The organism is Liquorilactobacillus oeni DSM 19972 (assembly GCF_001436275.1).
Lineage (GTDB): Bacteria > Bacillota > Bacilli > Lactobacillales > Lactobacillaceae > Liquorilactobacillus > Liquorilactobacillus oeni.
In genome coordinates this window covers 39758-52671 of record NZ_AZEH01000019.1, presented here as the reverse complement: position 1 = coordinate 52671, position 12914 = coordinate 39758, and the positions used below count along the sequence as shown (strand labels likewise).

The 12914-nt window shown below is 33.5% G+C and carries 11 protein-coding genes; 10 read left to right on the top strand and 1 reads right to left on the bottom strand.

Going from position 1 to position 12914, the window contains the following annotated elements:
- Nucleotides 1-408: 408 nt before the first annotated feature.
- From FD46_RS01130 to FD46_RS01080, 10 genes are all read left to right on the top strand, one after another.
- Nucleotides 409-2310, top strand: a complete 1902-nt coding sequence (locus FD46_RS01130) for a DUF6020 family protein (protein WP_057895346.1) — start codon at nt 409-411, stop codon at nt 2308-2310.
- An 11-nt stretch (nt 2311-2321) separates the two neighbouring features.
- Entirely contained in the window at nt 2322-3290 is a 969-nt protein-coding gene (locus tag FD46_RS01125) for a glycosyltransferase family 2 protein (protein ID WP_057895345.1), read from the top strand.
- On the top strand, nt 3271-3699 hold the full coding sequence (locus FD46_RS01120; protein WP_057895344.1) for a GtrA family protein: 429 nt from the start codon (nt 3271-3273) through the stop codon (nt 3697-3699). Before FD46_RS01125 ends, FD46_RS01120 begins: the two co-directional genes overlap by 20 nt.
- Nucleotides 3700-4345: 646 nt before the next feature.
- Nucleotides 4346-5149, top strand: coding sequence for an SDR family oxidoreductase (locus FD46_RS01115; protein WP_057895343.1), 804 nt, complete (start codon nt 4346-4348; stop codon nt 5147-5149).
- Nucleotides 5150-5161: 12 nt separating this feature from the next.
- Complete coding sequence (locus tag FD46_RS01110; RefSeq protein WP_057895342.1) at nt 5162-7027, top strand: BglG family transcription antiterminator; 1866 nt, start codon at nt 5162-5164, stop codon at nt 7025-7027.
- Nucleotides 7028-7513, top strand: a complete 486-nt coding sequence (locus FD46_RS01105; protein WP_057895341.1) for a transcriptional regulator GutM — start codon at nt 7028-7030, stop codon at nt 7511-7513. It begins immediately after the preceding gene.
- Nucleotides 7514-7533: 20 nt separating this feature from the next.
- A complete protein-coding gene (gene srlA, locus FD46_RS01100) occupies nt 7534-8085 on the top strand; it encodes a PTS glucitol/sorbitol transporter subunit IIC (protein WP_057895340.1) in 552 nt (183 codons plus the stop codon).
- Nucleotides 8086-8111: 26 nt separating this feature from the next.
- Nucleotides 8112-9134 (top strand): PTS glucitol/sorbitol transporter subunit IIB, encoded by a 1023-nt coding sequence (srlE, locus tag FD46_RS01095; protein WP_057895339.1) that lies wholly within the window; start codon nt 8112-8114, stop codon nt 9132-9134.
- Between the two features lie 20 nt (nt 9135-9154).
- Nucleotides 9155-9529, top strand: coding sequence for a PTS glucitol/sorbitol transporter subunit IIA (locus tag FD46_RS01090; RefSeq protein ID WP_057895338.1), 375 nt, complete (start codon nt 9155-9157; stop codon nt 9527-9529).
- A 237-nt stretch (nt 9530-9766) separates the two neighbouring features.
- A complete protein-coding gene (locus FD46_RS01080) occupies nt 9767-11893 on the top strand; it encodes a methyl-accepting chemotaxis protein (RefSeq protein WP_083479328.1) in 2127 nt (708 codons plus the stop codon).
- A gap of 38 nt (nt 11894-11931) precedes the next feature.
- On the opposite strand, the gene FD46_RS01075 is transcribed toward FD46_RS01080, so the two are convergent.
- A complete protein-coding gene (locus FD46_RS01075; protein WP_057895336.1) occupies nt 11932-12771 on the bottom strand; it encodes a YitT family protein in 840 nt (279 codons plus the stop codon).
- Between the last annotated feature and the right edge of the window lie 143 nt (nt 12772-12914).

Sequence of the window (12914 nt, the reverse complement as noted above, 5' to 3'; positions counted from 1 at the left end):
TACATAGGGCTTATAGCCCTGGAGCAAACCACCCGTTAGACGGGTGGTTATGATTTATACTTGATGTTTGGGTTTAAAAATTAGGATTTTAGTGTATTTAGCGTATATAACTCAAAACTGGGTAAAAAAATTTTTTATTTTTAAACTGTTTGCTTATAATTAGGGGTAAAATAATGAAGAAAATAGCTTGACGTTTAAAAACATTAAATTTAGGCTAAACTTTTTTTAAAGAACATTAATAACAGTTCAAACGTTTGACGTATATGCCGTACTTTTCCGGCTTTATAACCTACTTATGTTGCGTATAAGTCGCAACTATCTTTTTTTTAGTTTTTATATTAGAATATCAAAGTATGAATATAATAGTTGAGAAAGGTAATTAAAACAGTGAGATACTTGGATGTAAAAATGATTAAAAAAGTTAAACCAGTTTTGTGGATTATTGCAATGTTTTCTTTCATTGTAAACTTTCCAGGGGTATATATTAAAGAAAATCATGCAATTGCAGGGAGAATTGTTATTAATCAGTCGCTTAGCCTGCTGGCGATTTTATGGATTGCGATCCTTATTTATTTTATTGATTATAAAAAGAAAGTTAAGATAAGAAGAACTGCTTGGATTTTTGGTACGATACTGTCTTTTTTGTATACCTTTACATATGCTTTCAGTTCAATAGAAGTGACAGCCTACATCAAAGGCAGCAAATACATCGCTGGAGATCCTGTAAATTTTATAATGACCTTATTTGTTATTATTGGTTTTGCAGTTACATTTTCGGCAACAATTGCGATTATTACTCATCTTTTTGAAGAAAAGATAGGGTCAGGTCATTATGAAAATAACACTTGCCTGATTGCCTTGTTGCTTATGCTGGTTTGGTTATTGATTATTATTCCCTTTTTACCGGGAACTGTTACGTGGGATGCTTTTCGTCAATTTGATGAATATCAGAATCTTCATCTTAGTTTTCTTAACTTTACATATGTTCCGACTAATCATCATCCTTGGTTTGTGACTCTTTTCTTTGGAACTGTTTTTGACATAGGTTCAAAATTAGGGGGACCGAATTTAGGGATCTTTTTAATTGTTGTAATTCAGGCGGTTATTTCAGCTTTTATTTATGCGCAAGCAATTATTTTTGTATCAAAGCGTATTGGTAAAATTGCTGGTAAATTTACTTTTCTATTTTTTTCGTTACCAATTTTTGGTGCATATGTTCAAACAGTTGACAAAAGTTCTCTTTTTTATGCTTTTTGTGTTTGGTTTTGCTTAAACTATCTGCAAGTTTTCGATGCAATTTCACATAGGAAAAAGCTACAAACTCTTGACTATTTACTGTTGTTTGTTTCTAGTACTTTAATGATGTTCTTTAGAAATGATGGCGGATACGTAGTAATTATTAGTTTGCTTCTTTTGACTATTTATTCGATGCTCCTAAAGAAAAAATGGACTAAAGTGGCTTTTGTTTTTCTGACAAGTCTACTTTTATTTTTAGGCTGGAATAAAGTAGTGCTTAATGCATTACATGTTATTCCCGGGTCGCCAGGGGAAGCTTTGACAATTCCAATGCGCCAAACAGCATATGAATATTTGATGTATCCTGAACACTTTTCAACTGACGATAAGAAAGTATTAAATAAAATACTGCCATTAAATGAGATTAAGAGCAGATATAATGTAAATCAAGCAGATAAGCTGAAAGAATTATATCCTGTAAACACTTTTTTATCAAATGAAGATGCAATTAAAAAAGTAAACAACAACGAATTAAAGCTTGAAGCAACGCCAAAAATAAAAAAAGAAACAGCTGCATTTTTAAAACTCTGGTTAAAGATGGGAATAAGTCATCCCTTGGATTACGTTAAGGTTTATTTGCAAGCTAACAGTAGATTTTTGAATCCATTTTTTAATGCTATTAATAATAATGATTCATTATTTTTGAGCTTTGATTATATGAATAATGTTAGAATATTAAAGCCGCATTGGTATAAAAACTATAATTATGTATTTCCAAAGTGGTTTTTAAATCTTTCAAGAGATATTATTTCTGCAATTATAACAATGCCGGTAGTAGCTTTAATAGCAAATGTTGGGATGCCCTTTTGGACAATGATTATTTTATTTGGAATAGTTATTTCAAAATTAAAGATACAGTATTTAATTGCACTGTTGCCATTAATCCTTTTGACTTTGGTGCCAACTATGTCCCCGGTTAATGGATATTCTCGTTACGGTATAATGGGGTTAGCGATTTTACCGTTATTTGTTGCCTATGTGTGGCGTGAAGTATATGAAAATAAAGTTAAGTAAGGAGAAAAAAGTTGGACAAATTAGCAATTTTAATTCCGTGTTATAACGAAGGATTAACAATTTCTAAGGTAGTTAGAGATTGTCAAGGAGCTACTCGAAGCATTATTGGTACTAAAATTTATGTGTATGATAATAATTCGATGGATAATACTGTGGAAGAAGCAAAAAGAGCAGGTGCCATTGTACGCCATGAGTACTTGCAAGGGAAAGGAAACGTTATCCGCCGTATGTTTCGTGAGATAGATGCTGAATATTATGTTTTGTTAGATGGTGATGATACTTATCCGGCAGATACGATTCCTGCTATGGTTGATTTGATAAAACAGAAGAACATAGATATGGTAGTCGGCGATAGACTATCATCAAGTTATTTCTATGAGAATAAAAGGCCGTTTCACAATCTTGGTAATCGGATCGTCAGACAAAGTATTAATAAATTATTTAAGAGTAATATTCATGATATTATGACTGGTTATCGGGCATTCAGTTATCAATTTGTAAAAGTTTATCCAGTTTTATCGCAGGGATTTGAGATAGAAACTGAGATGAGTATATTTGCGATTGAGAATAACATGGCAATTGAAAATTACGTAATTGACTATCGTGACCGTCCAGATGGCAGTATTTCAAAACTCAACACTTTCAGTGATGGGTTGAAAGTATTACGTCGTATTTTCTCTTTGTATCGAAACTATCATCCACTACGTTTTTATTCGCTTATCTCAAGTTTGCTTCTGGTTCTTGCAATTATCTTCTTTATTCCAAATATCTGGATCCCTTTCTTGAAAACGGGTTTTGTCGATAAGATGCCTACTTTGATTCTTTGTGGGTTTTTAGTGATTTCGGCGATTATTTCATATTATACAGGCTTAGTATTAGATGCTGTTTTGCAAAAAGAAAGACGTGAATTCGAATTTCGTCTGGTGTTATTGAAAACCCAAAGAAGGCAGGTAAAAAAAGATGGAGCTGTTAGCAAATAAAATAAAAAAGCTATATCAAAAATATAAAGCTGTTATTGCATACCTTTTTTGGGGAGTGGTGACGACTGTTATTAATATCGGTATTTTTATGGTATGGGTTAAGCTGGGGCTGAACTATCAGGTTGGCAATGTAATTGCTTGGTTCTTTGCTGTTTTAGTGGCCTACATTTCTAATAAAATTTGGGTTTTCTCCACTCCATTTCGCAATATGCATAGTTTTTTCACTGAAATGGGTTCTTTTTTCTTCTTTCGCATAATGACACTTGTAATAGATATTATTATTACATGGATAGGAATTACACTCTTACAGTGGGATACCTTCATTGTTAAAGTGTTGGACAATGTGGTCGTTGTGCTTGCAAACTATTTTTTCAGCAAGTGGTATATTTTTAAAAAAATAAAACAATAATTTTTTGATTTCAAGCATCTTTGCAGGAATGTTAAAAATTCGGGAAGTTGGAAAGAAGTAAAAAAGCTTATTATTTCCAAGTAAAATATCTTTAATTTAACTTCATAAACAGGAGGTCTAACTATTACCAGATCATATTTATAACTATGGTGTATGTAAATTTCTAACCTGTAACCGTAAATGAAACCTTGGTGGTGTTATAAAAAAATACAATTTCTTATATTTTTGTGGAAACAAGAAGCCATGAAGCTCTAATGTTAACACAAATCTTGCTCTATTATGCAAGCATTATAAACAGTATGTGAATACAATAAATAGATGAATTAAAAAAATAAGAAGGTCTTGATAAGTAAAATTAGGTAAAAAAAATAGTAAAATAGTGAATAATAGAATGTGATTTATATAGATTAGGCGCTGAAATAAAAGTTATTAATTTGTTTCAGCGTCTATTTGTCTGGACAATACAGGTTAATAGATAATTTCATTATTTTTAAGACTGTCATGACTGGGTTGGGCAACTGAAAATTTATAATAAAGATTGATTGACATAGTATTTTTCAATTTTTCGTGAAAAAAGCTGTATTAACAAAAGACAGCGGTTACATTACTCTATAGTTGTAAATAAATTATATGGAGGGTGTTTCTTATGACAGAAGATTGGCTAGGTTTATCAAAAAAAGTATTTATTGTAACTGGAGGTTCATCCGGAATAGGAGCAGCAATAATAGACAAACTTTTAAGTTTAAATGCTATTGTCTATAATGCAGACCTAAAGGACAATGGAAAAAAAGAGAAAGATTTGTTTTTTGTACAAACAGACGTAACTTCAGAGACAGCTGTGGCTAGCTTAGTAGATAAGGTAGTTTCAGATCAAGGTAAAATTGATGGGCTTGTAAATAATGCAGGAATTAATTTGCCACGATTATTGGTGGATGCTAAGAAGCCACATAGTAAATTTGAGTTTACAGCCGAAAACTTTAATAAGATGTTTAGCGTAAATGTAAAGAGTGTTTTCTTGCTGTCCCAAGCTGTTGCGCGTCAGCTAGTTAAGCAAAAAGATGGTGTGATTGTTAATATGTCTTCTGAAGCTGGTTTAGAAGGATCACAGGGACAAAGTATTTATTCAGCAACAAAAGGAGCAATAAATGGCTTGACACGTTCTTGGGCAAAGGAATTGGGCGAGTTCAATGTTCGCGTGGTTGGGGTTGCTCCTGGAATCATGGAAGCTACCGGCTTACGAACACTCGCGTATGAAGAGGCTTTGGCTTATACTCGTCATAAAACAGTTGCACAAATAAGAGCTGGATATAGCAGTACAACAACAACCCCATTGGGAAGAAGTGGCCATTTGTATGAAGTTGCAGATCTAGTAGCTTATTATTTATCAAAAAGAGCAAGCTACATTACCGGAGTAACAACTAATGTTGCAGGAGGAAAGTCCAGAGGTTAAGGAATTGATTATATGAACGGAAGAGAATATCTTTTATTGAAATATTTTATTGTTAATGATTCTGTAGTTTTAGAAGAGCTGATTGCACAATTCCATATTTCAAAACGTACCTTGTTGAAGTATATTGTAAGCTTGAATGAGAATCTGCAGGAAATAGCTGAAATAAAGAATAATCAAGGACGCTACTATCTGAAAGTTAAAGATTATAAAAGATTAACATCTTTACAAACATCTTTTTTAAAGTTATCGCTGGATCTTAATGATCCGTTAAAAAGGCGTGCATTCATCACATATCAGCTGATTAAGGCAAATGGTTATATTGTTCTTGAAGATTTAGCTGAAAAATTATCAATCAGCAAGGGTACTCTTGTCAAAGACCTTGCAAGTTTGAAAGATATTTTAAGAGAATACGATGTAAAAATAACTTCTGTAACAAATAATGGGATCAGACTATCTGTAAAAAAAGACTATGTCTATGGTTTGCTGCTTGCCAATCTAGTATGCGACTATTATCCAATGCCTGAGTTGAATTTTGATGAATTAAAGCAAAAGAAGCTTATGGGTCTAATAAGTAAAATAGACACAACGGAAAAAACAGAGTTTCTTGTTAAAAGAAATATCTCAATTATCTTGAACCTTATTAGACATGGACATCGGATAAAGGAAGAGATTCCTTTTTATAAAAACTTATTTAATACTGATACCCTGGCAGATTTTGTTAAATATTTAAAAGATCTTTCTCCAAAAAGAGATGGCTTTACTCAAACTGAACTTCAGTTTATCTGTTATCCATTCAATATAAAATTTAATTCGAAGATGGATTCAAGGTTGTTGAACAAAAGTCTAGAAAAAGTTAAAAAAATGTATACGAGTGCTGCCCAGATTGTTAAGCAGAAAGTAGATGTTCAACTTGATTATAAGCATTTTTTTCTTCAAACAAAGTATCACCTTCTGTTTATGATGAATCGTGTTGTTTTTAAGTCCGAAGCTGAAAACATTTTAAGTGATGAAGCAATTGAAAAATATCCCATTGCGCTTGAACTATCATTAGAAACAGCTTCATTTTTCGAAAAATATACTATGTTTAAAATTTCAAAAAGTGAAATCAATTACCTAACGATTTACTATCAAATGGAACTTGAGGAAAAACAAGGGCATCAAGTGTCCTTAAAAGCTGCTATTGTGGGACCAATCAGCCGAAGCATAAAAAAATTAATTGTTCGGCAGTTAAACGAAATAATGCTGGATTATGTAGAAGTTGATGCTTTTAACACCATCAGTGAATTGGAAAGATCTCACGAAAAATATCTCATTATTTTTTCAAACTATCCAGTTAGGTATGAGGATAAGAATGTTCCGGTGGTAAGAATCAATAGTGTCTTTAGAACGGAAGAATTAACCAGTAAGATACGAATCTCTTTTGTAGAAGATGCTATCTTAGAAAAATATTGCAAGTTGCGGGTCACACGATTAGATTCAAAATTAGGCTATTTGAAAGGAACAAAACAAATGATTCAACAGGAAATTAACGCTGAACAATTAACGGAAAATTTTCTTAAAACTTGGATCAAAAGAGAGAAAAAGGCAAGTAATGTTTTTGAAAATGGAATTTCGATACCACATATAATTGATGATTCTAGCCATAAAAGGATTCTCCTGACAATTGGGATTTTTGATAAAGATACAGTATATCAAAACAGAAAGGTCAGAGTAGTTTTTCTGATCGGTATTCCTCAAAAGTTAGAACCGCTATTAAGCAAGACTTTGTCAGAAGTTTATGATTTGATTTTTTCGATTTCACGTCACGGCGGGCTTTACAACAATTTATTGAACTATAATAAAACGTTGCCATTTTCACAGATTGCGGAGGGGATCTAAATGCTAATCGTTATGGGTTTATTCATTGCAACAGCATTTATTATGCAGGGAATTTTAGGTATTTTCCAAATTAAAAATTTTACTAGAAATTACCATGAACTAAGAATACAAGGGAAAGTATTGGTAGGAAGAAATCCCCAAAAAATAAGGTCTGGAAGTTTGATTCTAATGTCGCTTGATAATACTGGCAAAATTAAAGAAGCACGGATAATGAAAGGGGTTACTATTTTTGCCAAATTTAAAGAATTAGAGAAACTTACTGGTCAGCAGCTTCAAATTATAGCTGCAGATTATAATTATTTGAAAAGCTTTGATAACCTTACACGCAGCTGTCTTTTAGATGCTTATAAAAATTATGTCAATTTTAAAACTGGCAAGATGGATGAAAAGGCATTTGACACTACGGTAAATATATTCTCAATGCCGCTCTTTACTCGATTAAATGAAATAAAAAATAAACTATTGTTGAAATTAAGCGGGTCTTAAATTTAAAGGAGTTGAACAATATGCATTATATAACTGATTTTGCTTCTGGGTTCATGGGTCTTTTTCAAACTGGTGGAAAAACTTTTATGGGATGGATGACATCGATCATTCCGGTAGTCCTGTTGTTATTAGTATTGATGAATGCAATTATTGCCTTCGTAGGTGATAAAAAGATGGCTAAGCTGGCAAAAGCCTCATCCAAGAATCCAGTGACCCGTTATTTGATTTTGCCATTTGTTTCAGCATTTATGTTAGGGAATCCGATGGCACATTCAATGGGAAGGTTTTTACCTGAATATTACAAGCCTAGCTGGTATGCTTCTATTGCCCAGTTTTGCCATACAAGTAATGGTGTCTTTCCTCATATTAACCCATCTGAATACTTTATTTGGCTGGGAATTGCACAAGGCGTTCAGAAATTAGGTTTAAATACAATGGATTTGGCTGTTCGGTATTTATTAGTCGGCTTGGTGATGAACTTCATTGGCGGTTGGGTTACAGACTTTACTACTGCGTATGTTTGCAGACAACAAGGAATCAAGCTGTCTAAGCAAGTTGAATTGAAAAACTAATTTGAATGAAAGTGGGGGAAATTACAATGACAAAGGAATTTAAAAGTATTCGAATTGTTAAAGGCTCTGGTGGCTGGGGCGGACCGTTAGTAATTACACCAACAGCACAAAAGCATAAATTTATTTATGTCACTGGAGGTAACAAGCCGGCAATTGTTGACAAAATTGTAAAGCTAACCGGAATGCAAGCAGTCGACGGTTTTAAAACTTCTATTCCAGATGAGGAAACTGCGTTGGCAATTGTTGACTGTGGTGGGACGCTGCGTTGCGGCATTTATCCTAAAAAGGGTATTCCAACGATTAACGTTTTACCAACCGGTAAAAGCGGTCCGCTTGCGCAATTTATGAAAGAAAGTAATTATGTTTCTAATGTTGATACAGATCAGATAATGTTAGCAGATGAACATGAAACTAGTATTGAACCTAGCAGCAAAACTGAAAGTGTTACTGATCAAAATAAAGGTGAAAGTACAAAGTTTGATAATACTAAGACTTTGACGCAGCAGGATAAGGACCCAGGGTTTTTAACAAAAATTGGAATCGGTGCTGGACGTGTTGTTTCAACATTTAATCAAGCTGCCAAAGATGCTGTTCAAACAGTAATTAACACAATTATTCCATTTATGGCTTTTGTTGCTTTACTTATTGGTATTATTAATGGTTCAGGAATTGGTAAAGTTTTTGCAAAGGTTATGGAGCCATTGGCAGGAAATGTTTGGGGATTAATGATTTTAGGTTTCATCTGTTCATTGCCATTTCTTTCCCCGCTATTAGGCCCAGGGGCAGTTATCGGGCAAGTTATTGGAACCTTAATCGGTGTTGAAATTGGCAAGGGAAATATTCCGCCGCAATATGCGTTGCCAGCGTTATTTGCAATAAATACGCAAAACGGTTGTGATTTTATTCCTGTTGGTTTGGGCTTAGCAGAAGCTGATTCTAAGACCGTCGAGGTCGGAGTTCCATCTGTACTATATAGTCGCTTCATAAATGGTGTACCGCGCGTATTTGTTGCTTGGATTGCTAGTTTTGGATTATATGCGGGCAAGTAATACTTTTTCAATTGAGGTGAATGGAAATGAAGTATGATAGGATATTTGAAACAAATGTCGTTGAAATCGGGAAAGAAGCACAAGATTTCGGAGAAATCGGGATGGCTATTTTGTTTGGAAGTGAAGCTCCGGATGCGTTGCGTTCATCCTGTTACATTATAAATGTCAAACCGGTTTTAAAGGAAATTAAAAATAACATGGTTTTAAAAATTGATGGAAATAAATATCGAATTACGGCGGTCGGAAATGAAGTTCAAACGAATCTTTCAAATCTAGGGCATATTGCGATTAGTTTTACAGGTGCTACAGAAGCAAAACTGCCAGGAACAATGTACGTAGAGGAAAAAAAGTATCCTAAGTTTAAAATTAATACTGAAATTACTATTGAAGGTTAAAGAAGCAAAAAATATTTTGGCTGTTCGAAACACATTAATGCGCATATTGCAGCTTAAAACAGAAGGACTGGGTCAAAAATTAACTTTTGGCTCAGCCTTTTTTTTGTTAAAAAAAATTATTAAAAACATTTACAAAAAGATTACATTTCTAAGGGGAATTATGATAAAAAACTTTTGAAAAAAGGCCGATAGTTACTAATAGTATAAAATTATGCTGGTCTAAGGAGAATTAATGTGATGCGAGCAAAAATTAACGGTTTCAAAAACAATATTTGGAAGAAAATTAAGAGGTCAGGCCTCAGCATTAATTATTTTTCAAATAAGAAAACAGCACTAAATTTTAAAAGTATTGGAACATATATGGCCGCCTTGATTATTATAGTAGCATTTATTTCAATTTTAGGGATGTTATTCAGTTCATACATAAATACTAAGAATATTTTGATAACCAGAAATAACAACAGCAAAAAATCGGCCGTTGAAATTGTTAATAATGAACAGCAGCAGATTCATGATACAGCACAAAAAGCACTTGTGGGAATGCTGCAGCAACCGGAATTTCGCGATAATTTTAAACTCGATGATATTTATGCATTGATAAGAGCAGCAGAAAATGAAAACGGAGTTATTAAAAATGCGATTTTTGCAACCTCCGATGATAAATACGTTACTAATAATGATAAGCTGGATCTTCATTTTTCGCCTAAAAAGCAGGCTTGGTATACTGGAGCTATCAAAAACGAAGGAGTTATTTATTGGAGTAATCCTTATAAAGATCCCACAAGCAATAGCTACGTTACAAGTATTTCTGAAGCTGTACGCGATACTTCAGGCAAGCTGGGGGTTTTATCCTTTAATATTTCGTATAATGATATTCAAATTAACTTAGATCAGATGCAAATTGGTCGTACAGGAAGCGCTTTGCTGGTTTCTAAAAAGGGGTTAGTTATTGCTGCTACTGATCACAGAATGATTGGAAAAAATATCGAAAATCAAAATGTTTTTAAAAGTATTGAAAGTCAAAAAACTACCGATGGCAGTATACAACCTAATGGAATCTCAAAGGTTCAGTCTGTTTATTATGTTAAAGGTAAAAATTCTGAGATGTGGTCGATCGCACAGGTACAAAAAGAAGAACTTGTTCCTGAACTCATGTCATTAGTAAAGGCTTCTTTGATAGCAGCAATTTTTGTGTTATTAATTGGAGTCTTGATTGCTTTAACTTTTAATAAGGCGCTAAAAGTAATTGCTAATATCTTTGTTCATTTTTTTGCAGAAGCTGGAAATGGCCACTTAGTTAAAGTAGATGGAACTAAGATACCACAAAAAGGTTACGGTAAATTTGCTGCAAGATTAATTAAAGGTAAAAAAAGTGGTAATGAAATTCAGCAACTGATATTTTATTATAATAAAATGATCGGTACAATTGGAAAACTTATTTTAAGTATTCAAAAAGAGGGAACAAATGTTTCAGAAATGTCAGGAGCACTATTAGAATTATCACAGCAAACGGATACTGCAACGGAAGAAGTAGCTAAAACAATTGCCGGAATAGCTGAAACAACTGGAGAACAAGCTAAAAAAACGCAGCATAGTGTAGAACAGATCCATAATCTTTCACACGTTGTTACTGAACTAGGCAACAATATGCAGATGATGAAGGAAAAATCCGCAGAAACTACTGTTGTTAATCGAGAAAACGTATATGTGATGAAAAAAGTCGAAAGCGGCTGGGGACGACAGTTAAAAGTGCTTGAGAACCAAGTTCGTGATATTAACAAAATGGATGAAAATATACAAGACATTAATGAAGTTGTCGGAGTGATTAATAGTATTTCAGCGAAAACTAATCTTTTAGCACTTAATGCCTCAATCGAAGCTGCCAGTGCAGGTGACGCAGGGCGTGGTTTTGCTGTGGTTGCAGCAGAAATTAGAAAGTTGGCAAAAAAAAGCAAGACATCCACTAAAGAGATTGAAGCAAACATTCAAAAAATTCAGCAGCATTCGAAGCAAGTAGTTGCTGGGACGGCAGCTTCACTTGAAGGCGGGCAAGAACAAACACAATTGATCAATCAAGCAATTACCTCTTCAGACAATTTGGTGAAAATGATCAATCAGCTTCTAGACGGAATAAAGATTACAGCAGATTTAACGCAAAAAGTTGAGGTTATTCAAGAAAAGGTCTCGGATAATCTGGCAAGTATTTCGGCTTCAACAGAAGAAAATGCTGCAGGAACACAAGAAGTCTCAGCAAATGCAGAAGAAGTATTGGCAACTATGCAAGAATTTACTGATCACGTAGGTGAGTTACGCAAGATTGCAGAAAAACTGAAAGAAAGTTTAGTAAATGGGTTTGTAATTTAAAAATTACAGTTAAGTTAAAACTACAATACCTTAAAAAACTATATACCAAAACGGCCACCGTGTACTTTGACTACATGAGTAGTAATTATAAAGACATCTGGATCAATATCGTGAATGGCACTTAAAAGTGGGCCATAATTTTGATTATCAACAACCACTAACAATAATTCTTTTTGATTTGAACTGTAACCGCCATGGACATCGTAGACTGTCAAACTATGGTTTTCGTTGAGTATCATTTCTTGAATTTGCGCAGTTTTGTCTTTACTCATAACTTGTATTTGGTATTTGTGATCGAGACCAGCTTCGATATAACGCATGACAAAAGAAGTAATAACTAACGAAAAAACAGCCATGAAAAAAGCATTTAAGCCTGAAACAAAGATGTTAAAGAAAGTTACTATAAAGTCAACTGCTAGTAGAGAAACTGCTGTATTAATATGAAAATATTTTTTAAGAATCATCGGAGGAACAGTTGTTCCACCGCTTGAAGCATTTATTCTATATAATATTGCAATTCCCAAGGCAAAAACTGCACCTCCGATGATAACTGCCAGCAGTGGATCATTAACGATTTTGAAACTTGGAGTGATATACATCAATAAAGGCAGCAAAAAGCTTCCTAAGGTAATTTTTTGAACTATTTTCCTATCTAAAAAAACAGCTGCAAAGACAACCATTAGAGCGTTAATGACGAGTACTGAAAGAGCAGGTGAGATTTTGAAAGCTGCATGTAATAAAATAGCAATCCCGGTAGAACCTCCGGCAGCAATATTAATTGGAGAGTAAAAAAAGTTAATTGAAACAGTAATGATTTCTAAAGCAATGATCAGGGTAATTAATTGAAATAAAGGGTGCTTAGTCAGTCTTTTATTCATGTAGTGCTCCTTCCAAACTAAAAATTCTCTAGTTTAAGTTTAACAAACTAATATTATTTGTTCTAATTATTAGAATAATAAAACTGACCACAGTTTTCTCAGTAATATTTATACTTAGAAACTATGATCAGCCTTTTTGAAAA